At 58.4% G+C, this 23852-nt stretch carries 18 protein-coding genes; 6 read left to right on the top strand and 12 right to left on the bottom strand.

Annotated elements, in window-relative coordinates:
• Positions 1-440: 440 nt before the first annotated feature.
• A complete protein-coding gene (locus BM438_RS19625) occupies positions 441-1169 on the top strand; it encodes a class I SAM-dependent methyltransferase (RefSeq protein ID WP_093636370.1) in 729 nt (242 codons plus the stop codon).
• A 37-nt stretch (positions 1170-1206) separates the two neighbouring features.
• Here BM438_RS19625 and BM438_RS19620 read toward each other — a convergent pair whose 3' ends face one another.
• From BM438_RS19620 to BM438_RS19585, 8 genes are read right to left on the bottom strand one after another with little or no spacing between them, the layout of a single operon-like run.
• Positions 1207-2085, bottom strand: a complete 879-nt coding sequence (locus tag BM438_RS19620) for a hypothetical protein (RefSeq protein ID WP_093636368.1) — start codon at positions 2083-2085, stop codon at positions 1207-1209.
• On the bottom strand, positions 2082-2675 hold the full coding sequence (locus tag BM438_RS19615; RefSeq protein ID WP_093636366.1) for a histidine phosphatase family protein: 594 nt from the start codon (positions 2673-2675) through the stop codon (positions 2082-2084). The genes BM438_RS19620 and BM438_RS19615 overlap by 4 nt, the downstream gene beginning before the upstream one ends.
• 17 nt (positions 2676-2692) lie before the next feature.
• A complete protein-coding gene (locus BM438_RS19610; RefSeq protein ID WP_093636363.1) occupies positions 2693-3748 on the bottom strand; it encodes a glycosyltransferase in 1056 nt (351 codons plus the stop codon).
• Between the two features lies 1 nt (position 3749).
• Positions 3750-4733 carry a glycosyltransferase family 4 protein gene (locus BM438_RS19605; protein ID WP_093636361.1) on the bottom strand — a complete coding sequence of 328 codons (984 nt, stop codon included), beginning with the start codon at positions 4731-4733 and terminating at the stop codon, positions 3750-3752.
• On the bottom strand, positions 4730-5797 hold the full coding sequence (locus tag BM438_RS19600) for a glycosyltransferase family 4 protein (RefSeq protein WP_093636359.1): 1068 nt from the start codon (positions 5795-5797) through the stop codon (positions 4730-4732). The genes BM438_RS19605 and BM438_RS19600 overlap by 4 nt, the downstream gene beginning before the upstream one ends.
• Positions 5794-8136, bottom strand: a complete 2343-nt coding sequence (locus BM438_RS19595) for a glycosyltransferase family 4 protein (protein WP_093636357.1) — start codon at positions 8134-8136, stop codon at positions 5794-5796. Before BM438_RS19595 ends, BM438_RS19600 begins: the two co-directional genes overlap by 4 nt.
• Positions 8137-8140: 4 nt before the next feature.
• Positions 8141-10315 carry a glycosyltransferase family 2 protein gene (locus BM438_RS19590; protein ID WP_093636355.1) on the bottom strand — a complete coding sequence of 725 codons (2175 nt, stop codon included), beginning with the start codon at positions 10313-10315 and terminating at the stop codon, positions 8141-8143.
• Between the two features lie 4 nt (positions 10316-10319).
• Positions 10320-11297, bottom strand: a complete 978-nt coding sequence (locus BM438_RS19585; protein ID WP_093636352.1) for a glycosyltransferase family 4 protein — start codon at positions 11295-11297, stop codon at positions 10320-10322.
• 606 nt (positions 11298-11903) lie between these two features.
• Between BM438_RS19585 and BM438_RS19575 the strand changes: the two genes are divergently transcribed.
• The 3 genes from BM438_RS19575 to BM438_RS19565 are packed head-to-tail and all read left to right on the top strand — an operon-like array spanning position 11904 to position 15794.
• Positions 11904-12863: a UDP-glucose 4-epimerase family protein gene (locus BM438_RS19575; RefSeq protein WP_093636348.1), complete on the top strand. Its 960-nt coding sequence runs from the start codon at positions 11904-11906 to the stop codon at positions 12861-12863.
• 10 nt (positions 12864-12873) lie between these two features.
• The gene (locus tag BM438_RS19570) at positions 12874-13896 is read left to right on the top strand and encodes an MraY family glycosyltransferase (protein ID WP_093636346.1); all 1023 of its coding nucleotides are present in this window, start codon (positions 12874-12876) and stop codon (positions 13894-13896) included.
• Between the two features lie 11 nt (positions 13897-13907).
• A complete protein-coding gene (locus BM438_RS19565; RefSeq protein WP_093636344.1) occupies positions 13908-15794 on the top strand; it encodes a polysaccharide biosynthesis protein in 1887 nt (628 codons plus the stop codon).
• 70 nt (positions 15795-15864) lie between these two features.
• Here BM438_RS19565 and BM438_RS19560 read toward each other — a convergent pair whose 3' ends face one another.
• Together BM438_RS19560 and BM438_RS19555 are read right to left on the bottom strand one after the other, a co-directional pair.
• The gene (locus tag BM438_RS19560; protein WP_167378422.1) at positions 15865-16866 is read right to left on the bottom strand and encodes a glycosyltransferase family 9 protein; all 1002 of its coding nucleotides are present in this window, start codon (positions 16864-16866) and stop codon (positions 15865-15867) included.
• A gap of 75 nt (positions 16867-16941) precedes the next feature.
• Positions 16942-18042, bottom strand: coding sequence for an MraY family glycosyltransferase (locus BM438_RS19555; protein WP_054041755.1), 1101 nt, complete (start codon positions 18040-18042; stop codon positions 16942-16944).
• Between the two features lie 269 nt (positions 18043-18311).
• On the opposite strand from BM438_RS19555, the gene BM438_RS19550 reads away from it, so the two are divergent.
• Both BM438_RS19550 and BM438_RS19545 read left to right on the top strand, forming a co-directional pair.
• The gene (locus tag BM438_RS19550; protein WP_093636340.1) at positions 18312-19865 is read left to right on the top strand and encodes a methyl-accepting chemotaxis protein; all 1554 of its coding nucleotides are present in this window, start codon (positions 18312-18314) and stop codon (positions 19863-19865) included.
• Between the two features lie 157 nt (positions 19866-20022).
• The gene (locus BM438_RS19545; RefSeq protein ID WP_244179402.1) at positions 20023-21546 is read left to right on the top strand and encodes a hypothetical protein; all 1524 of its coding nucleotides are present in this window, start codon (positions 20023-20025) and stop codon (positions 21544-21546) included.
• A 106-nt stretch (positions 21547-21652) separates the two neighbouring features.
• On the opposite strand, the gene galE is transcribed toward BM438_RS19545, so the two are convergent.
• Both galE and BM438_RS19535 read right to left on the bottom strand, forming a co-directional pair.
• Entirely contained in the window at positions 21653-22681 is a 1029-nt protein-coding gene (galE, locus tag BM438_RS19540) for a UDP-glucose 4-epimerase GalE (RefSeq protein WP_093636336.1), read from the bottom strand.
• A 12-nt stretch (positions 22682-22693) separates the two neighbouring features.
• Positions 22694-23842, bottom strand: coding sequence for a glycosyltransferase family 4 protein (locus BM438_RS19535; RefSeq protein WP_093636333.1), 1149 nt, complete (start codon positions 23840-23842; stop codon positions 22694-22696).
• Positions 23843-23852 lie beyond the last annotated feature (10 nt).

Genomic DNA, 23852 nt, shown 5'->3' with positions numbered 1-23852 from the left:
CTGTTTCGCCGCAACGGTCGTGTTGTCCGTGCCGCCGGCACAGGCCAACACGATGCGAGCCCGCAATGCCAGGGCCTGCGCGGTCTTGCGTCGCATCGTCAACGCTTGCAGGGTTTCGCGCTCCGAATCGTTCAGCACGAACTCTGCTTGACGCTATCTAGTTGCTGGCCTTTCAAGGTCGAAGCACCGTTCATCCTCCAGCATAACTACCTCTACGCGTGCACCACTGTGCAACGGACGGTCCGGATCTACCGAGCGGCGTCAGCGAGTGAATGATTGGAAGCGCCGACCTCGATGGCGCCGGCTGGTGGCCCAATGTTGTCGTGTGCAGGCGCGAGGAACGACCTCGGTGCTTGCCATGTACAATTACCAACCCTTACACGGTCGAAACGGCAAGCGCAACGCATACCTTCGGCCAACCGGAGATGGAGAGAGAGCCAATGCGTGAAGCGCCGATTCACCCTAACGACGACATGTTCCACGGTTCGCTGGAACACTACGCTTCGGTCGGCAAGCAGATGGCTGACTTCGTAGTACATGCGGCCGAACTGGCGGGCGCCGAATCGCCGACGATTCTCGAACTCCCGTGCGGATATGGCCGTGTAACGCGTCAGTTGGCGGAGCGATTTGACCCTTCGCACATTCACGTGGCGGATATCATGGCCCCGTCCGTAGATTTCTGCGTTGAAACCTTCGGGACCATTGGGTACCACATCACTGATCCTGTTTACGAGTTCAAAAACATCCCTGGAGAAACATTCGACGTTGCTGCGCTAGGCTCGCTCGTTACCCATTTATCCAGTCACAATGCGCGCTCGGTCATCGGACATTTTTTTTCGAAGATCAAACCAGGAGGCGTCGGTGTAGTCACCACGCACGGTGAGAAATCTCGCGAACATCTTGGTATTGGGGATTGCTATCAAGTGGGCGAGGACGCACGTCAACATCTGTTGAACAGCTACGACGCAAATCAGTTTGGCTTTGTGAACTATCGAGTCGATCACTCGCTTGAGGCAAAGACCGTAGATTACATTGGCGATAGCTACGGTATCTCGCTCACTCCCGGCGATTGGGTGAAAGAGGTCTGCGCGGAAAACGACCTGACTATCGTCGAGCATCGCCCGGGCGGCTGGGACAATCACCAGGACGTATTTCTAATCAGGAAATAATCTGGTTTAAGCCGCCTGGCGTCGTTAGCACCCGACGCTAACCTCGAGTAACGACATTCATCGTATGTGGATGCGGTCGCAAAGCATAGTAGTCGAAGAAATGCTGTTGCCACAGCGCGCAGACCGTATCCATTTGTTCGATGAGATCTGATCCGAAAGCATGGCCAGAATCTGCGGCGTCAATTCTGGCTCGCATGCGGTCCAGTAGCAATCGCTCAAAATCGTTGTTGCAATAGCCCTTTATTTGCTCGTGCGTGAGCGGATAGGCCACGGTGTTCGTGTTCGCATGCGTCGAAACGAAAGTACTAAATAGACGCTCGACGATAAACGGCAGAAAGGGCGCTGGATCCGTATGGCTGGTTTCCTCCATGACGTTTCGCGCAGCGACGTGAGTCGGCTCAGACTCCAGAAACTCGGCGATCGGAACCAGAACGCCGCCTACGTAACTTTCCCAGAACTGCTGGGATCCCACCCAGAAATTGCTATAGGCGAGGTACCGGGAATCGTGCCTCGGCGTCTCGCCGAGCTTCCAACCCAACTTGCAAGCGTTGATCAGTTCTTGCGCCGCACGGGTAAGTCCAGGATGGGCATGCTCGCCCTGCATCCAGACGTTATACGACCAATAGGCAATCTGCGGAAATGGATTGATGAAGCAGACGTCCGCATCAGCCTGTGTGCGCACGAATTCGAGGAAGCGTGCGCCTGATATCTTTGCCTTCAGGTTGAACTTCGGAGAGAACAGGCCCGTGAAGTCGTGGCGTAGATGAACCTTGTTGCGATACATGTCGACAAGGATCCCGAATTCACGCCACTCCGCCCGCGCGTTTTCCGCCCGCACTAATGGAATAAATTCAGGGTCGGCGAGTGCCTGATCCTGCGCATAAAGCGGTTCGTAGATCGCAACGCTCTTGTTCATACCTGGCCTACGCGCTCCACGCAATAGCGTTTCAGGTCGCTGCGCCACTTCAGGTAGGTGAATGACGCGTTAGGTACGGTGAAGCTCGGGTAGCGCGTTTCGATAGGAATGCCCAGCAGGTGCTGTAGAACCACGCTAATGGGTCCGCCGTGTGCAACTGCGGCAGTCAATCCCGGCTCCGACGCATGGGGCAGTACTTCGAGATCTACCCAGTTGCGCACGCGATCGGCCATATCCAGATGCGACTCACCTCCCTCATAGCGATTGGTGATGTCCTCGTTGAACGTCGGATACGCGGCGTTAAAGTCAGCTTCACGCCACGTGGCGTAGATGCCGGGATTGGTCTCGGCAAGCCGGGCGTCAAGCTTCATGGGCGCTGATTCACCGAAGACGATTTGCGCTGTCTGATGGGCACGCTTCCACGGGCTGGAAAAGAGGGGGGACGGTTGATAAGTAAACCGCTCCAGTGTCTTCGCAAGTTGTGTGGATTGTGTTTTGCCCAGGTCCGTGAGTGGGTCCTGGTTGGTCGAAATGAGCAGTCCTTGCGCATTTGCGGTCGACTGGCCGTGCCTGATCAGTAGAAGGTCCATAGTTCGGATTGGGTCGACTAGATTGAGTTTTCGCTGGTTAAAAGTGTCATCAGCGTCTGCGCAGGTGCCGCAAGTCCAAACCGCTGGTGCACATCGTCGAACGCATTGCGTTTCATCTCCTGTCGCAACTGGCTATCCTGATACATCTGTTCCATGGCTTCAGCCCACTCGTCAGCTGTATTGTTCACGAGATAGCCCGTCACTCCGTGCGTCACGGCATCTTCGTATACGGGGCTTTTCGAATAGATGCCCGGAATGCCGAGGCTGCCATAGTCGATGTATTTGATACATGACTTGCAACTATTGAAGAACAGCGCTTCAGGATCTTCCCGACCGCCAAGCGGAACAACCGAGAACAGATAACCCGCGTCGCGTATGGCGGACTTATACGCCGCGTTGTCGAGAAAGCCCTTGGCCGCCAGCCGCGGAATTCGGGACATCTCTGGAAAGCCGTCGCCCCAAAATTCCAGCGACACTTCCGTATGCCGATTCATGAAGTCCACAAGGACCTTGAAAAAGTCCTTTCTGAAGTGGACAAGCTTGATGCCGTCAGTGTTTGAAAACATGATCTTTGGCGGTTGGACTTCTCGCCAATCGCTCGGATCCGACGGAATAGCGCTGTGATCAAACCCGTTGGAAATGATGGACACAGACGAACGAATACGCTGCAATTTATTGCGCAGTGCTTCGTTGGACACTGTCGCCACGGAAGCATGTCGCAGCAGCCAGGTTATGTTCGCCAACAGGTCGTCGTTCAGATCAGTGACGCTGTACATCGGCAAGTCAATGATCCAGTCGTCCATATCGTAGATCGTACGCAGGCCTAGATCGTTGGCCATGCGCATCAAATCTACCGCCCGGTTGGAGGTGTGCTTGTTGAACAACACCGCGTCAAAACGCCTGAGCTGGCCGATGGTAATGTCGCCTTCGACAATTTCCTCCCATTCGATCATGCCGTGATTGGCCATATAACCGAGCAGGGGACCAAAGCGGGCGGCAATCGACCTCGACATCAATTTGTCGTGTGATAGCGAAACTCGCTGCACTACCAGTAATCGTGGGATTCTTGGCATGTCAAATACTTTCTCTTGCTAGCATCTCGGCGAGTTGTGGTCCAATGGTTGAAGCTGAATGCCGGTCCAGCACACGCTCGTACGTCTGCAAGATTTTCGATTCACGATCCGCGTCTGTCATTGCGCCTTCGATCGCCTTTGCTAATCCTTGTACCGAATCGGTGGGCGCATACCAGACACCGTCTGCGAAATGCTCCCTTTGCCAAGGGCCGTCTCCAATAACAAGCGGTTTGCGCATGATCGCGCCCTCCAGGCTCGAACGCCCTGGCGGATCGATGCTGGCTTCAACTATGACTGCACAGTTGGAAATGATCGAACGAAGGAGCGCGCTGCATGGCTGCACGAAGGGTAGGAAGGTGATGCCAGGGTGTGCTTCCTTGACGCATTGCCGGTAATACTCGTCGTCTCTCGCACCGCCGACGAATACGCCTTCGAGCTTAAGTTCGTTCAACGCCCGGATCAGTTGCAACTGGTTTTTGATCGGTTCAATCAGGCCGAGACATAGTGCGAAGTTAGTCGCGTTGCAGATCGTCGACAACAGATCGTTGTCTGCCGGCGCGAGAAAGCGATCGGAAACGCATGTCGGAACCACCAGGAGTTTGTCCTCCGGCACGGAGACATACTGCGTAAAGTTGGCGAGTTCCGCTTGTGATTTGAATAACAGCTTGTGCACGCCACGAGTGATCTCGGCAATTCTCGCAACCTCGTTAGCGGTCGGTGCGTCGGTCCACCAGACATTCGGCCAAAGAAAGACAGGCTTGTTCTTAAGTTTGGCCTCTCGGAGAATGGCTTCTCCGTCGGCGTGTACCGAGAAATGGATGATGCCGTCGTAGAAACTGAGTGGCCGGCTGCCGATGCCGTAAATGTCCGTATGAACACCGGAAGCCTTCATGATTTCGGCGACCTGTACGAGCTCGGACTCGCCTCCGCCGCTTACAGTGAATGCTGTGCTGTACGTGGTGAGCAGGAATTTCAAACCCGTCATGTCGTTCTCCCGGTCGCAAGCTGTGTGAACAGATTGCGCCACACTTCATCGCTGGTCTTCAGAAGGATATCCTTGGCGCGATTCAAGTAGATTTCGCGCGACTGCCCGGCCTTGCCCCCGGTGACATCGACCAATTGCGCGAGCAGCGTTGCCCATGAATCGGCAGGCGCGTCATCCGGCAATACGCTTTCGGCGAGACACAACTCTTCGGCTGCCGTGCCCGCACGCACGAGTACGGGCTTCCCATAATGCATCGCTTCAAGTACGGGCACGCAAAACCCCTCGTGACGACTGGTCACCAACAGAACAGCTGATCGTTCGAAACAATCAAGCAGATCGCAGTCATCGAGCGTGCCCTTGAAATCGACGTGGTCGAGCACGCCGAGTCTGCGAGCATAGTTAATCAGGTATTTCGAGTAGTCATAGTTCGGCATGCTGCCTATGACGGACAACGTTGAAGGCACGCCGAGGTTGCGTAACCTGTGCAGAATCTCGATGCCATCTTCGATCCGCTTGTGTGGAACGACGCGGCCAACCATCAGCAATTCGGCGTTCGCGCGCGGTGCGCTGCGCGAGTTCGGATTGCGGCTGAATGCGGGCATGTCGGCGAAGACAGGCGGGACAACTTCAATCGTTGCATGCCCAGCTACGCCTTCAAGCGCTTGGGCCGAAAAATGCGAGTTCGCAACGAGTAAATCGAAGACGCCGAGGGCGGGTAACTGCGCGAGCGCGTCCTGGCACAATTGAGCAGTGCGTGGTTCGAAAGCGCGTAGTAGTTCCGGATCTGTTACGCCATGGAAATAGCCAATCTTCTTGCAATTCAACTTCGTTATCTGATCCAGGTTCGGATCAAAAATTGAATAGCTAAGGAAGAGGACATCGTCGGGCTGAACCGCGGAAGATAGTTCGCTGAGAGGATGCACTCTCTCGTTAGCGGCATCGTGGTTCTGTGCGTACAACTCCGCGGAGAAGCCAAGCCGCCGCGCAGCTCGAGCCACGCCGAGGCAATGGTTTCCGACAGCGTCGCCGCTGAAGATGTCTGGCGCGCAGATCAGCACTCTCATGGAGACACGACTCCTGCTTTGATTTCCGCCAGTCTATCGGCGTATGCACGAGCGACTGCCTCAATAGAATAGTCGCGGACAATACGCGCCTGGCCGGCCTTGGCAACGCGTTTCCGGCGGTCTTTGTCTTCGAAGACCGTACGGATCTGTTCCGCCGCAGTCGACACGTCGGGATCGCACCAGTACTGACCCTCGTAAAACAGATAGTCGCCTGCGCGCAGGGGGACGAGGTCTCCATCCACAAGAAAGGATGTCTGCTCGTCGCAGAAATCCACATTCCCAGAGAAGTTCGTTACTACGACAGGCTGTCCCAATAGCATGGCTTCAGCAATCACGCGCCCGAACCCTTCGCTGCGATGGAGCGAGATATAAGCGTCGCATGCGGCCATAAAATCGACCGTATCCTGACGGCTCAATCGCTCCGAGACGATACGGATTCGAGGATCCTGTGCAGCGAGTTCGCACACTGCGCGCCACGTCGGATCGCTGTCTCGCACGTTCATCGCTTTGACGATCAGACTGACGCCGGAGGTCTGGGCGCCAAATGCTTTCTGAAACGCATGGATACCGGCGATTGGATTCTTGCGCGTCAGCCACGAATTGCCGTCGAACATCAGGTAGAACAGGAACTCGTTGGACGGTAAGCCAAACCGGCTGCGGTCGGGATTCACCGGCGCTGGGATGTTCACTGCCATCGGAACGTGATGGACTGCAGTGTCCCCTTGTCTCGCGAATGCCGATTGTACGAACCTGCTCTGCGCCCAAATTTCGTCGACGAGCCGATGAAGCTGGCCGAAGGCGCTCGGCCACTGTGGCAATTCCCACGGCCACGCGCCGATCTTGTACGTGTCAGCCTCGATGAGGTTGCGTCCGCCCTCGAGCGAAAGTCGCAGCATTTCGGGCGGCGGCAGGCAAAAGACGCTCAACCCGTACTTGAGGTTGACGCTTAGGAGGTGGTCGACGGACGTATCGAGTTTCGCTGGGCCTGCCATGGGCGCATTGATCAGCGCGCATGGGATCGCGGAGAGCCCAAGAGCTTTCGACGCCATTCTTGCGTCTTCGCCGAGCCCGAGCACTCCCTGCGGAAATCCGACAATGTTGACCCCGAACGGGCGGGCGCGCCAGGCGCGCTCGATCGACATAACGTATTGATTGCCGCTGCCGTGAGAATTGGCGCTAACGGTAGCAATGGAGATCGAACCCAGCGTTGGATATTCGTTTCTGCCGTGGTTTTGCCACCAGCGTACCAGCTCGGTTGCTCCGGCCTCCGTGCTGGTGTCAAATGTCGCGGTCAGGTCAGCGCGGTCCTGCCGGATCGATTCGAGGAATCGGGGGACGGCAGACGCGGGTGTTCCGGGGGCCGACTCTGATGCCAGCAAGGTCGGCAAGAGGGTGTTTGTCGACCATTGGATAACCGGGTAGGCGAACTGTCCTTCGCTATCCCACCAGGTCAGCGCGGCCAGGCGTCCAGTCAATGTTTTCAGATCGAACGCCTGCCGCAAATCAGCCCGGTCGCGACACATCAGAATCAGAAAACGGGGAAGAGGGATCCCTGTGGCGTTATCGGAGTCCTCGAGCTCAAAGAGACCCTCAGGCACGCCAGAAAGTATCCATCTGATGCTCGGGTATTGGTCCTTTCTGTGATCGCGCCACCAGCCCAGAAATGCGATTCGACCGCCGAAGGTCTCGAGGTCGTACGCTTGCCGCAAATCGGCGCGTTCGTTTCTGATGAGGTGCAGCAGACGCGGGCACGGCACTTCGTCGGCATTACTGCTTTCGTGTGTTTCGAGAAGCGCGTGAAAGATCTCTGCCGGAGACCATGCGATCCTCGGGTATTCGACTTGGCCGCGCTCTTGCCACCAGCTCACGCACCCCAGTCGACCGGCAACAGTAGTCAGGTCAAAAACCTGTTTCAAATCGGTTCGGTTTTCGACGATTACCGAAAGGAACGCAGGTAAGTCGAAACCACTTGGCCCGTCGATATCGGCCGGCTCAAGCAAAGTTGCGGTCAGATGCTTTCCGTCCAGAATGCTCGGCGCTGTGCTCTTCAGCCAATATGCAATGCTTCGGGGGTGTTCCGAGATCAGCGTTGCGTTGTCGAGTTGCTCGACATACGCAAGGTCTTGCGACCTAGGTTTCCAATCGAAGTCTGGGTAGTCTGTACGCGCGACTGATTCCCACCACAGATACAGTGCAATCCGGTCGGTCAGCGTCTTGCAGGAAAACTCAGCAAGATCGGCACGAAACTTAAGCAAGAAGTAAACGGCGCTGGGCAACGCGAATCGTTCACCTTCGGACGGGTGTCGTGCTTGATCCAGCCACTCGGTTGTTTTTGTCATTTGTTTACTGAATCAGATCGGCAACTCGGGAAGGCCACGCAAAGGAGAAGTCCTCGTGTTCCAGCGTCAGGTTCGGCGAGTAGCATGGGTCGTTCAACAAGAAATCACCCCAGCGGTTCTGCACGTACGCGACTTCCCGATTGAATCGGGCGATCTTCTCCGGATTGTCTTCGTATCCGCGAGTCGCAGACTCGTGGTGATACAACTCGGCATAAGGTGTCCACACATTGCGATACCCCTCTTTGCGAACGCGCAGGCAGAAGTCGACGTCGTTGAACGCGACCTGTAGCTGTTCGTCGAGTCCGCCGACCTGCTTGAAAATCGATTGCCGTACCACGAGGCAGGCGGCGGTCACTGCGCACATCGAACTGCGCAGCAGTGTTCTCGAGAAATAACCCGGCTGAGGCTTGGCGCTATGTTTGTGCGAGTGACCGGCAACACCCCCGACACCGATAATGACGCCGGCATGCTGCAGTGTGTCGTTCGGATAGAGCAGTTTCGCGCCGACACAGCCCACGCCCAGTTGCAGCGCGAGCGATACCATTTCGCTCAGCCATTCCGGTGTGATGACTTCGATATCGTTGTTCATCAGACAGACGAAATCGGCTGTACTCGCAAGCCCTACGCGATTATTCAGTGCCGAGTAGTTGAACGGGGCATCGTCCCGCTTCACTGTCACGACGCCGTCTGCCTGCAAGCGGGCAAAGAGTTCGTGCGTTGCCGGCTCGACCGAACCATTGTCGATGATCGTGATGCGAAAGTTCTTGTAGGTGGTCTTTTCGCGAATCGACGCCACACATTGTTCAACCAGACGAGCAGCATCGCGCGTCGGAATGATGATTTCGACCGACGGTTGTACGTCCGGGAGTTCGTAGCACACCTTGTTGTAACCGCTTGCTCCGGGCGCCGGTTCGACATGGCCCTTTACGCCTTTTCTCTGCAAGTGCTCGTCGATTGCACGCATCGCCGCGATGTGTGCATACGGCTTGGCTTCATGCGTGGACGCAGTGCTTTGCGGGTGTACGCGCCAGTGATAGAGCACGCGCGGAATGTGATGAATCGCACCTTCGCCGCAGTAGTCAAGGAATCGCAGCGCCAGATCGTAGTCCTGCGAGCCGTTGAACTCGTCGCGGAATCCGCCGATTTCCCGCATTGCCGAAGCACGGTACACGCCGAAGTGCGTGATCATGTTCTGGCTAAGGAACAGGTCGTAGTTGAACGCCGGCTTGAAGTACGGTTCGGAACGCACGCCGTCTACCGAAATCTTGTCTTCGTCCGAGTAGATCAACGAGGCTTCCGGATGCTCCTGGATGGCTTCTGCGACACAAAACAGTGCGAGCGGGTGAAGTTCATCATCGTGATCCAGCAGGCCTACGAATTCACCCGTGACCAGTTCGAGCGCGCTGTTGCTCGCAGCACTGATGCGGCCGTTCGTGGTGCGGTAGGTCACCTTGATGCGGGGATCTTTGCGCGCGTACTCCGTAAGCGTTTTTCGAACGCTGGGGTCGGAGGAGTTGTCGTCCGCGATGCAAAGCTCCCAATTGTCGTACACCTGGTTGATGACCGAATCGATTGCCTTGCGAAGCCAGCGCTCCGGCGTGTTGTAGGTCGGCATCAGCACGCTGAATAGCGGCTTGTCCTTCCAGCCCGACACACGCTTGCGCAGCGCGGTGTATGCGGAGCGTTGTGGCTCGTGCGACTTGATCCACTTCGGATAGTCGCGACGGCCGTCGGCCACAGGCGCGGGTGTGTTGGCGACAACGCTTGGTTGCGAAGCCAGCATGTGGCGTGGCCGATGCAGAACGAACGGCACCTCACGCGCCAGAAGCTCGATGTTGAAATTGCTAATGGAGAAGAGACCGGCCTGTGCGATCGGATCCAGGCGCAACGCGTTCGTGGTGAAGGGCAGAAGCAGATCCTGCTTGACCGTGCCGTCCGAACCGACCGTCATGTAGATGGCCGTTGCTTCGGACATGCCGTGGCCTGCGTCGTAGTAAAGGACGCAAGGCGACGCCGGCAGCTTGTCAGTCTGCAACTGAAAGGAGACCCGGACATGTCTGCCCACCATCTTCTTCCAGCCTTTGATCCAGAACTGCGGATCGTTATTGATCGCTAGCCACGGGAAAGCCGCACTCGACGTTTTTTCAACGTTCTTTAAAGGACGCAACTGAAATTTCATATTCTCACACCAGGGAGCGGTAAGTCGTTTCTAATTGAGTGAGCACCGTTTGCCAGTTCAGGTGTCGACGGTGAGCCTCAGCGGCGTGCGTCGTGCGCGAACCTCGAGGTTTTGCTGCTCGGCGTATCGCGTCAACAATGCTGTCGACGTTTGAGGGATCCAGATACTCCACCTCGTCGCCGAAGTATTCGCGTGTCGACCCCACCTCGGTCACCGCGGCGGGGCATCCCGCTGCATGAGCTTCGAGTGCAGCGAGCCCCGGTGTTTCCAACGTGCTCGGCAAAACGAACACTTCGCATGCCGCGTACGCGGAGCGAAGCGCCGGCGAATCATGGGCTAACGTGCCTGCGTAAATGAGCTGGTCGCCACCCTCCGCGAAGCACGCCTTCGCGTATTCCGGATCACGCTGGTGGCCGATCAGAACGAGCTTGAGTTCGGGGAACGATTTCATCGCCTTGACCAACGCCAACTGGTTTTTGCGTGGCTCGATGTTGCCCACGTTCAGCACGAAGCGATCGTGAATCTTGAACTCGTTACGAAACAGCTCGGGCGCGACCGGCTCGTAAAAGCTTTCCTCGACGCCGTTCAGAACCGTGACGAATTTTTCTCGTGGGAGGTCAAAGATCCGTGCGAGTGTCTCGCACTCGAGGTCGGAGTTCGCAACGACGCGGTCCGCCAACGAAAACTGGTGATGGATCTCGCCGATCGGATAGAGATGCTTGGTCTCTTCCGTCACCCACAGACTGGACGAGACCACTAGGGGCAAGCCCAACTGCTTAACGAAGTTGCAGAAATGGACTGAGCCGCCGACGCACGAGAAGAAGTGGACCACGTCATGTTCGAGGAACCGTGGGTTCCATTGATCGAACAGCGTGACGTCCACTCCGTGCGCGGGTAGATGCTTGCGATACGCAAGCAGCTGTATTTCTCCGCCTCCGGGGGTGTGGAAGGCCATTGGGTAAGTGGCGAACAGCACTTTCATGAATGGGACTCTATCTGCTCAAACTTTTAATCAGATCGACAATCTCTGCCAGCGCACAGGCGCGCATGATGCGCTCGCGATCACGCGGCGCGGAACGGCGATCCGTAAGATGCCTGATGGCGATCCGGCCGGTACGTCGCAGGACGTACGCGCGGCGGCGCGATGCAAAGCCCAGTGGTAACAGTGGTAACTAAGTGTCGACTCGCCGGAGCGCGGGTCGCCGCGCCTCCACGTCGCTCTGGAGCGAAGTTGATTGTGCTGTCGTCGAGCACGTCGGACCTAAACTGCGAATTCCACATGCGCGAATATGTTTGAGATGTTAAGAAGTGTTCGAGCGGGCGTCTGAGGGGCCCGTCCGTTTTATCATCACGACCCGAGACTCCGCCGTGCTTTCAGCCTGTTTGCTACTCGCGCATTTTAGCGCCTAACGCTTACGAGAAACGGGTTGCAGCGGAAGCTGCCCGCATACAATACGCTTCCCAAACAGACTTCCACAGAAGCATCGCCGATGCCAGATTGTATCGTGTCTCATCAGCCTGTCCCGCCGTTTGTAGGCGCGGTAATCCATGCCGGAGCGTGGTCACTTCGCCAGTTGGACGCTGCCCGATGACTCAACGTGTGCTGATTACCGGCGCCAACGGTTTCGTCGGCCGCGCGGTATCCCGGGCATTGCTGCAGCGCGGCGACAGCGTCGTCGGCGTCGTACGCCGCCCGCAAACCACCGTCGAAGGCGTCCGCGAATGGCTCTTCGACGCTAACGACTTCGAAGGCATCGACCAGCGCTGGCCAGTGGCAACGCGCTGCGACGCGGTTATCCACCTCGCCGCACGCGTGCACATGAAGCACGAAACGACGGCCGATCCTTTCGCCGCCTATCGCGCCACCAACGTCACAGGCGCTTTGCGCGTCGCCGCTGCCGCCCGCCGCGCGGGCGCGCGCCGCTTCGTTTTTGTCAGCAGCATCAAAGCAGTGGGCGAAAGCAGCGCCGGCCGGCCCATTACCGAGGCAGACGAACCCGCGCCCACCGACCCCTACGGGATCTCCAAGCTCGAAGCCGAGCGCGCGCTGATCGACTACGGCCGTGAATCGGGCCTTGAAGTCGTGATCGTGCGCCCGCCGCTGGTCTACGGCCCCGGCGTGCGCGCCAACTTCCTGCAGCTGATGAGTGCCATTGCTAACGGCGTTCCGCTGCCCCTCGGCTCAATTGCGGCCCGTCGCAGCCTCCTGTTCGTCGACAACCTGGCCGACGCGCTCGTGCACTGCACAACCGACCCACGCGCCGTTGGCGAGACCTTCCATGTAACTGATGGCCGCGATCTAAGCGTTTCAGAGCTGGCCCGGGCACTCGCCACCCAACTGCACGCGCCGGCGCGCCTGATACCCGTTCCCGTGGGTTTACTGAGCCTTGCCGGCCGTCTGACCGGCCGCTCGGCCCAGGTCGACCGGCTGATCGGTGAACTACGCCTCGACAGCTCTCATATCCGCGAGCGCCTCGGTTGGTACCCGCCTTATACCGTCGAACATGGCTTGCTGGAGACAGCCGCCTGGTACCGCTCAACGCACTGAACCATCCTCAATGCCGATCGCTTCGTTCCTTACCGCTCCTTTCGTGCACCTGCTCCTTTGGGGCTTACTAGCGCTGTGTGCATGTGTGGGGATCCTATGGTTTCTGCTCCGCACGGGCCTGGCCTGGCGCCTAGCCACCGACATCCCCAACGACCGTTCGCTGCACACACGTCCAACGCCGCGCGTAGGCGGCTGGGGCATCGTGCCGGTGGTCGTGATCCTGATCTGGCTCGCGGCGCCCGCCCTATGGTTGCCCGCGCTACTGGCGGCGCTGCTGGCCGCGTTGTCGCAAATCGACGACCGCCGCGGTTTGCCCGCCCGAGTCCGGTTCGGCGGCCACGCAGCGGCCGTGGTTGCGCTGATCGTCGTCTACCCGGCTGCAGCACCTTGGTGGGCCCTGGCAGCGCTGGCGTTCTTACTCATCTGGCTGGTCAATTTGTACAATTTCATGGACGGTTCGGACGGTCTTGCCGGTGGTATGGCCCTGTTCGGCTTTGGCGGCTACGCAATCGCCGCGTCCATTTCAACCCATCCGGACCCCGCGCTGGCGCTGGCTTGTCTGGTGGTGGCGGGAGCGGCAGCGGGGTTTCTGCTGTTCAATTTTCATCCCGCCCGAATTTTTCTCGGCGATGCGGGTTCGATCCCCTTGGGCTTTCTGGCTGGTGCCCTCGGCTACTGGGGTTGGCGCGAAGGCGTGTGGCCAATCTGGTTCCCGGCGGTAAGTTTTTCTCCCTTTATCGGTGACGCGTCGGTTACTCTGCTTAAACGGCTGCTCCGTGGTGAAAAGTTTTGGCAGGCGCACCGGGAACACTACTATCAAAGACTGGTGCAGGGCGGTTTCGGGCACGCATCAACGGCCCGAATTTGGTATTTGTTCATGGTCGCGGGCATAATGCTTGCTTTATGGGCACTAGGTATTGCTGTGGTTTATCAATGGCTTGTCGTCGTCGCATGGGCTGCTGTGCTCGTGCTCGCCGGGCTTTTCATTGATCGCTACTGGCGGCGCCATGTGTCCCGTTCCGGGCAATCTTGAGGTTCTGCGCAATGAAAAGATTCAAAGCCCGATGGCTTTCGTTCAGTGCGTTTGCGTTCGACTTGTGTGCGGTGGCGCTGGCCTGGTTGCTGGCCTACGTGATCCGTTTCAACGGGCCCGTGCCTGCCCCATTCTGGTCGAGCGGACTCCATGCACTGGTGTGGGTCCTGGTGATCTATGCCGTGATGTTCCGCAGCTACGGGTTGTATCGGGGCATGTGGGTCTTCGCCAGCCTGCCCGACCTCGTGAGAATCGCCAAGGCGATTGGGGTCGGTGCGGTAGTGGTCGTCATTGGCTCGGCGCTGTTGCAGCCGGCCCCGGTCGTGCCACGCTCTGTCCTGATCGTTTCGCCCATGCTGCTTTTCCTGTCAATGGGCGGCTCGCGCGCGTTGTATCGCGCTGCGAAGGAGTTCTATCGCTACGGTGGCCTCGTGGGGCAGGGCAAGCCTGTGCTGGTGCTCGGCGCGGGTAATGCCGGCGCGAATCTGGTGCGGGAGCTGAAACGTTCCGGAGAGTGGCGCCTCGCTGGTCTGTTGGACGACGACCCGGTCAAACAGGGTCGCGAAATCTACGGCTACCGTGTGCTTGGCGCTATCAGCGATCTGCAGAAGATCACGGCTGAAATGAAGGTCGAGCACGTCATCATTGCGGTGCCTTCGGCTTCGGTGGAAGCGCATCGCCGTATTGCCACGTTGTGCGTGCGCGCAGGCGTACGCGCCATGACGCTGCCGGCGCTCACGCCGCTTACCCAAGGCCAGGCTTTCCTGTCGCGCGTGCGGCAGATCGATCTCGAAGACTTGCTTGGCCGCGATCCGGTCATGATCGACACGCAGCACGTCGAAGCGCTGCTTAAGAACCGTGTCGTGATGGTGACCGGCGCAGGCGGCTCGATCGGCTCTGAACTGTGCCGGCAAATCCTGCGCTTCGGGCCGGTCCAACTGGTGGCGTTCGACGTCTCCGAGTTCTCGATCTACCGCCTCAACGAAGAGCTGCGCGATAAATATCCTGAAGTATCGGTAGTGCCGATCATCGGCGACGCGAAGGATTCGTTGCTTCTCGATCAGGTGATGGGGCGTTACTGCCCGCATATCGTGTTTCACGCCGCGGCCTACAAGCACGTGCCGCTGATGGAAGAGGTGAACACCTGGCAGGCCGTGCGCAACAACGTGCTCGGCACATATCGCGTGGGGCGCGCAGCGATTCGCCACGACGTCGCCCATTTCGTTTTGATTTCCACGGACAAAGCCGTCAATCCGACCAATGTCATGGGCGCGAGCAAGCGTCTTGCGGAAATGGCTTGTTCAGCGTTGCAGCAGGGCGCAAAACGCACGCAGTTTGAAACCGTTCGATTCGGCAATGTGCTCGGCAGCGCAGGCAGTGTGATTCCGAAGTTTCAGGAACAGATTGCGCGCGGCGGCCCGGTGACGGTTACGCACCCGGAAATCACGCGCTTTTTCATGACGATTCCGGAAGCGTCGCAACTGGTGCTGCAGGCTTCCAGCATGGGACATGGCGGCGAAATCTTCATTCTCGACATGGGTAAGCCGGTGCGGATCGCTGACCTCGCGCATGATCTGATCCGTCTTTACGGCTTTACGGAAGAGCAGATTCGTGTGGTGTTCACCGGTCTGCGTCCTGGCGAAAAGCTGTACGAAGAATTGCTGGCGGACGACGAAACCACCACCCGTACGCCGCATCCGAAGTTGCGTATCGCGCGGGCGCGTGAAGTGCCGGACAGCTTCATCGACAACCTTCTGCCCTGGCTAATGCAGCATCGCGTGCCGAGCGACGACGAAGTACGCCGCGATCTGCGTCGCTGGGTGCCGGAGTATCAACCGGCCGCTGCACCGGCTTTGCGCAGCGTCGGTAGCGTCACGCAAGTCACGCGGGCCTCCTAGATCGTACGTGCCTTTGGGGGTGCCGTGTTCCGCGGATGCCCCCAGAGCGCGCCGTCCCTTCCAGCCTCGTTTACCGTAGCAACTCGCGACAATAATCAGTCACCTCGCTGGCGATTCTCTCGATCGGAACGCTGTCGATATCCTGCTCAGCGGAAACGGTCCGTATCGTCGATTGGGCATGGAGTCGCCACTCAGGCTTGATTTGACAGAAGATCGCGACACCGGGCTTTCCGAGTGCTGCGGCGATATGCATAAGCCCCCCATCCGCGCCGATAAAAAAGGAACTCTGCTTGATCAACTCGGCTGCCGCGGCGATATTCGGCAGGTCTACGTAAGACTCGACATGGCCGCAAGCAATGTCGTCACGGACCGCTCTCACCGTATCGAGCGCAATTTCGCCCGTGCCGATCAGAATGAACCGCGGGCTCGGGACCTGCTTAGGCCAGCTCGACGAAATCTGCTTGATAAGCATCCCCCAGTTTTCGTACCTGCGTCGCTTGTCGCCGCCCCCCACCGCGACCGCAATCGTAAATGTTTCTGCGCTTCCGGCGGCCTGGTCAGAGATCGTCAACGTGGGTGCGATCGGGCCGGATTCGTGCGTCGATTTGAACACGCGCGTAATCCGTTCGTACGAAAGCTGAATCCTCGAAAAATTCTCGCCCCTGCTGTGCCCCATGATCGAAAACCACGGCGTGAACGGATGGTATTGAATCTTCTTTAAGATGGTTTTCGTAGTGAGGCTTTGGACTATCACCATGTCATACCGCGCATCGCAATCGTCCAGCGAACGGGACACGCGTCGGAACCGGGTATCCCTCACAAAAAGTTCCACCGGACCGTGTGGCATGCATAGATCGATGGATATGCGCGGGTCGATCAGAAGCCTTTGTGACAGATCCATAATGGAGTCACCAATCGTGGCCCAGTCGTAATACCAGAGTAATTTTTTGACTTTTTGTGGCGCGGCATCAGCTATCAAAAGCTGCTGGCCGGAGAGAAGCATCAAGGCGATTCGCTTGACGGACGAAATAGATATCATGTCGATCGGGATAACGCCAAAAGTCCGGTTCATTGCGGACCCTTGGCGATTCATGGATGCAACTGATGATATTCGTGCCGCCTGCGTTCAGGCAGATATGTGCTTCGACTATCGCTTCCCTTTCCTTACCACCATCCACCTCGGCGACTTGAACCGCACGATGCTCATATAGAGCCACACGTAAGTCGCCGCAAACACCACCACAAAGCAGAACAGATGCAGCGTGTGCCGCCAGAACAACGTCGCCGGCACGACTGCGATCAGGCACAGCAGCCACAAGTACGGCGACGTCAGCGAGTTCCGCCGCGTCAGCTCACGAGCGGTACGCGCACCCACCGCCCAGCGCATCAAGCGCTTGTAAACCAGCATATGCAGATGCACGCCGTCGGGAATTCCAGGCGACATCCCGCGAATGAACTTCTTCCGGTAGATGGAGAAGCAGGTCTCGAAGATCGGGTACATGAAAAGCAGCACCGGATACCACGCCGACACATCGCGATTGCGCATCACCAGCATGATCGACAGCTCGGCGAGCATGAAGCCGATGAAATACGCACCGCCGTCGCCGAGGAAAATCAGCCCCGCCGGGAAATTCCAGATGAAGAAGCCGAGCACCGCGCCCATCATCATGAACGACGCCGACAGCACGATCGGATCGGACACCTGGAACGCGACGTAAGCGAGCGAAGCGAACATCATGAACGCGACCATCGAAGCGAGGCCGTTGAAGCCGTCGATGATATTGATCGCGTTGGCGAGCGCCGCGACGGCCAGCACGGTCACCGCGCAGGAGATCACCGCATACGAGAGCAGAAAGTCGAGCGGCGGCACGCTGATGCGCGTCACGGCGATATTCAGCAGGAAGTAGGCGAGGGCGGCGGCCGCCATGGTGCAAACGAGCCGTGCGAGCGGCGAGACCCGTTTTGTCAGATCCTCGACCAATCCCGAACCGAACGCCGGCATGCCGCACGCGATCAGCCCCAGGATGCCGCCCGACACGGCGGGATACGCGTGATGCAACTGCACGGCAGACACGATCAGCCCGACCAGAATTCCGGCCCCGCCGATGCGCGGCACCGGGCGCACATGGAATTTCTGCACGCCGGCCAGATCGGTATCGGTCGAGAATTTTTCATGCAAATGCGCATAGCGCACGATCAACAGCGTGATCAGCAGTGAAACGAGGAAGCCGAGCGCAAAACTAAGCATGAAAGTGGGCCTGAGCGAAGACGCCGAATTATACAAACGAAACGCATGAGGCCCAGAAAAGCAGCGCTCGTGCCAAACCGGCGAAAAATCCCAGATAGTGAAGCTTTGACAGCCCGCAAAGCCACGCCTGTCATGGATTCCACCTATGCAGCGAGGTCTCGCGAGGGCCGTTAACCTAGATGCGGTGAGGTGTAGGTTGCCGGCGAAAAAGACGATCGCCGGCGCATCACGGGGTTCGCCGCCGATCAATGAGACGTTCCGGAGAACCAATGCTTAACAACATCACCATTCGTGGCGGCCTGACGCTAGTGATTAGCGTATTCGTCGTTTTCCTGCTGACCGTGATCGGCGTCGGCTACGGCGCGCTCAAACTGGCGAATAGCAGCCTCGACGAAACCCAGCACAGCGCCGCAGCGCTGTCGCATCTGAAGGCGAGCTCCGAGAAGCTGCTGCAAGTGCAGCTCGCGCTCGGCTCCTATCAGACGCTCTTCAGCGTCGGCAAGCAGACGGACGACCTGTTGCCGGCCGCGCATAAGGTGCTGGTCGAGTCGAACAAGGACTTCGCCGATTACATGACCGGCCCGTTCGCAAGCGAGGACGAGAAGAAGCTCGCGCAGAACGTCGAGCAGGCGCGCAGCGCGCTCGTCGACAAGGCGATCGAGCCGGCGTTCAAGGCGCTCAACGACTTCGACTTCAATACCTTCCGCAACATCCAGGGCGAAACCGCGAACGCTTTCTACGCGACCTATTCGAAGGCCATCGACGCGCTGCAGCGCTTGCAGACGGACAGCCAGCACAAGCAGGCCGAGAAGGGAGCTCAGCGGTTCCAGCTTGCGACGCTACTGTTCGCGGGGATCGGCGCGATTTCTATCGTGATCGGTGTGATGGCGCGGGTCGGCTTGTCGGCGGCGGTGGTCAAGCCCGTCAATGCGACCATAAAACACTTCGAACGCATTGCGGCGGGTGACCTGACGATCTCAATCAAAAACAAGTCGCGCAACGAGATGGGCCAGTTACTCGGCGCATTGACGAAGATGCGCGATGGCCTCGTTGAGACGGTGGCAAAGGTGCGTGGCAGCACGACCGCGATTACGCAAGGCGCCAACGAGATTGCGGCAGGCAATGCCGACCTGTCTTCGCGGACAGAGCAGCAGGCGGCGGCACTTCAACAGACCGCGGCGAGCATGGAGCAGTTGTCGGCGACGGTGAAGCAGAACGCGGATAACGCGAAGCAGGCAAATCGGTTGGCGCAGGGTGCGTTAGACACGGTAACGCGCGGTGGCGCCGTGGTGTCGCGCGTCACTGAGACGATGGATGGGATCAGCGAATCATCGCGCAAGGTGGCTGAGATCATCGGCATGATCGAGGGGATCGCGTTTCAGACCAACATCCTCGCCTTGAACGCGGCCGTCGAGGCAGCCCGTGCGGGCGAGCAGGGGCGCGGCTTTGCGGTGGTGGCCTCGGAAGTGCGTAGCCTCGCGCAGCGCTCCGGCTCGGCGGCGAAGGAAATCAAGGAACTGATCGGCGAATCGGCCGCCAAGGTAGAACAGGGGGCATCGCTCGTGTCCGACGCACAGAAGACAATTCACGAAGCCATGGACGCGGTTCAGCGCGTCACCGGCGTCATGAACGAGATCGAGGCTTCCGCGCATGAACAGAGCGACGGTATCGAACAGGTCAACAAGGCCATCACACAGATCGACGAGGTGACGCAACACAATGCGGCGCTCGTTGAGGAGGCCGCTGCCGCAGCAAAATCCCTCGAAGAGCAGGTCATCATCCTGAAGGATGCCGTTGCGGTGTTCCATCTCGATGAGGCTTGATAAGGCGGTCTAATTTACAATCCTGTTTTTCCATAACCGTTTTCGCTTGCGGCTGATTTCGCGAGGCTATTCGAAGAGTTGCGTAGCCCGAACAACGTCGAAAGACAGCCCCGCATTCGAATAACCTGAAAACAGGTGCGCCGTGCTCAAGGGGTGGGTGGCTTTTGTCGTCTCAGCGATTTGCGTGGCGCTGTTTATCATCGTGTTCGGGCAGACCTTCTCGTCCGTCCAGCTTCACGAAACCGGGGATTTTGCGGCGAATTCCCTGCTGGTGCTTCAGGCCAAGCAATTCAGCCTGTTGGTCGGCAATTATTCTCGAATCGGATTTAACCATCCGGGCCCCGCGTTCCTTTACGTACTCGCCGCCGGCGAGGCCGCATTTTTTGATCTGACACGCTGGGTTACTTCGCCGTTCTCCGGGCAGATTTATGCGGTGGCGTTGCTTTCCGGATTCTGGATCGCATCGATCGGCGTGCTTTTGCGAAGGATGCAAGGGTCGATGTCGGCTGCCGTGGCTACCACGGCTCTGTTTGTCGGTGTCACCGCGTATATCAACTATCAGGCGTTTGCGGGCACCTGGTTCCCGCATCTTTACTACTTTGCGTTTGCCGCCTTTACGGTGGCCCTTGCTGCTTTGATCATGGGGCGCAGAGACGGACTCGTGCTGCTTGCGGTCAGCCTGGGGTTCCTTTTGAATGGTCATGCGTCCTTCTTCGGGATAGCCGCAATCATGCTCGCATGTGCGGTCGTTGCGAATACGTGGCTTTATGCTCGGACCGGCAACACGCGGGGCAATTGGGTATTGAGTCGTGACTATCTCGTAGGGAATTTTCGGGCGATTGCGATCGCGGTGGTGATTGCAGCACTGTTTCTTGTCCCGCTCGCGATCCAGACCATTCTCCATTTTCCTGGACCGGTCGCTGAATATGCCGCTTTTGGCCGCGTGCATCACGCGAACCATCTTGGCGACGCAATACGTTTCGTTGGTCTGTTCTGGAGTAACGGCCTCTTTGGGATTCTGTTCGGCGCTGCCGCCTGTGCCGTCCTCGCGACTAACCATTCGGGGCGGGAGGGTGAAGACCGCGTTGGGTCGGAGAGAGCAATCGTGCTGTCATTGGCGAGCGCGACGGTCGGCTTCCTTTTTTATTCTGTCTTCGGCGTCGACAATTTTTCGTTCGTCTACGTCGGGATTTTCTACTATGCGGTGCCAGCGCTTGCGCTGACGTTGCTGTTGAAGCGCGTTTTCGACAACGTGACGGGCGTGCCAATCCGTGTGACCGTGGCCGTCTGTGTCGCCGTGGCTGTTTTCACCGGTGTTCGTATCCATCAGCCGCCTGAATACGCTTCTCAATACAACGACCCGGAGATTCCGGCCGTCTACGCGGCGATCAAGCAACTCGGAGCCGATGGTCTTGTGTTTGATCTCGACGGTTCTGCGAACTGGGAGCACCTCTGGGCGACCGTGGTGGGCACGCGGGTTTATGCGCTGCGTCAGGGAGCCGCGCCGTTTTGCATCGCGCAAAACTGGCAGCTTGTCTTCTCCCAATCGGCGCGTTGCACAGCGGCGCAAATTGGCAGCGCGCATGGACGCTATCTTGTGTCAGCGGTGCCGAAGGAAGGATTGGTCAGTGCGGCTAATGTCGCGGGTTTGTATTTCTACCCGGAAGGCGCCGTGAAGTAACTGAATCGCTGCTTTGGTGAGGGTGCTGCCTTCACCATTCAATGACTTCTGCGTGTGCAAAAGTAAAAACATAAGCACACGCAGAAGCGTAGACAGATATCCGAGGTTACGCCTGCGCAAACCCCTGCGGATTCGCCGACTGCCACCGCCAGTGATCCGCGCACATCCGCTCGATCCCAAACTCAGCGCGCCATCCGAGTACATTCAAAGCCGCTGCCGGATCCGCAAAACACGAAGCCACATCGCCCGGCCGCCGCGCCACGATCTCATAAGGCACAGGGCGCCCCGAAGCCTTCTCGAACGCCTTGACGACGTCGATCACGCTATACCCTTGGCCCGTCCCAAGATTCACCACCAAACTGGCATCGCGCTTAACCAGCGCATCCAGTGCCGCCAGATGTCCGCGCGCCAGGTCCACAACGTGGATATAGTCGCGCACGCCGGTGCCATCCGGCGTTTCATAGTCGCCACCGAAAACCCGCAGCTTTTCCAGCTTGCCGACAGCCACCTGCGCCACATACGGCATCAGGTTATTCGGAATACCCGCCGGATCCTCGCCAATCAACCCGCTCTCATGCGCGCCAACCGGATTGAAATAGCGCAGCGTCGCGATCCGCCAGGACGCATCCGCCAATTCCAGATCACGCAGAACCTGCTCCGCAATCAGCTTCGACTGCCCATAAGGATTGGTCGCCGACAGCGGAAACGATTCATCGATCGGCGAGCTCTTCGGTACGCCATACACCGTTGCCGATGAACTGAACACGAACTGCTTCACGTTGCGATCGCGCATCACGCCGAGCAGCGCCAGCAAACTGCCGACGTTATTGCTGTAGTACTCGATCGGCTTCGCGACCGATTCGCCCACCGCCTTCAGCGCGGCAAAGTGAATCGCGCCGGTGATCGGGTGTGCGTCGAAAATACGATTGAGCGCCGCTTCGTCTCGCGCGTCGGCATCGTAGAAGCTCACGGCCTTGCCGGTGATTTTCTCCACGCGCCGCAGCGATTCGCGGTTGCTGTTCACGAGATTGTCGATTACCACGACGTCGTAACCGCCGTTGAGCAGTTCGACACATGTGTGCGAGCCGATAAATCCTGCACCGCCCGTTACCAGAATCGTACCCTTCGTGGTCATGCTGTTGCTCCGTTAAAGTAAAACGCCCGTCATTTTCTGCACCAGGTCTTTATACGTTTCGACGACCACGCGCTCGTCGAATTCTTCCGCGACTTTCTGTCGGCCGCGTTCCGCCATTGCACGGCGCTCGGCGCCGCTCATGTCGAGCATCTGCGCCAGCTTCTCCGCGAGACTCGCGGCATTGCGCACTTCGCACAGCAATCCATTGACGCCGTCCGCCACCACTTCACGGCAGCCGGGCACATCCGTCGTAACAATCGGCCGGCCCATCGCCGATGCTTCCATCAGCGTACGCGGCACGCCTTCGCGATAGGACGGCAGGACGACGCAGTCCGCATCGACGATAAAGGGCCGCACGTCGTGCGCCTCGCCAAGATACTCGATGATGCCTTCCTGCTCCCACGCGGCTACTTCTTCGCGTGTGATCGCGCTGGGGTTGTCGACGCCGACCGGACCGAGCAATTGGAACCGCGCCTGAGGATAACGTTCACGCAAGCGCCGCGCGGCTTCGACATATTCGGCCACGCCCTTGTCCCACAGGAGCCGCCCGATCAGCACGAACTTGAATTCCGCCCGCTCCGGCAGCGGCGTGAAGGCGAATTGCTCGAGATCGACGCCTTCGCCATGCAGGAGACGCGCACGTTCAGGATGCACCAACAAATTCTGTTCGACAAACGCGGCCTGGTCGTCGCGATTCAGAAACCAGATCTCGCGCGGGAAGCGGAAGGCGAAACGGTACAGTTTTTTGGCGACTTGCGCAGCGCGGCTCTGCTGGATGAATACGTAACCGAGCCCGGTCGTCACCGCCACCGACTGCACACCCGCCAGTTTCGCGGCGACCGAGCCGTAAATGTTCGGCTTGATCGTGTAGTGGAACACAACGTGCGGGCGGATGCTTCGATACAAACGATACAACGACAAAAGTGTGCGCAGGTCCTCGCGCGGACTGGTGCCTTTGGAGGCCACCGGCAATTCGATGCAGCGGCACCCCATCGCGGTGAGCAGCTCGAACGTGCGGTCGCGCGGCGCGAGCACCGTCACGTCGACGCCGCGCCCAACCAGCATGCGGATCAGCCCTTGCCGATACGTATAGATTGCCCAGGCGGTGTTACAGACGAGTGTAATGCGTAGCGCGGGCGTCGATTTCAAGGCAGGCTTCATGCGGGAACGG

Source organism: Paraburkholderia aspalathi (genome assembly GCF_900116445.1).
GTDB classification, from domain to species: Bacteria; Pseudomonadota; Gammaproteobacteria; order Burkholderiales; family Burkholderiaceae; genus Paraburkholderia; species Paraburkholderia aspalathi.
The sequence above is the reverse complement of the archived record's forward strand: the minus strand, read 5'-3'. Positions and strand labels throughout refer to the sequence as shown.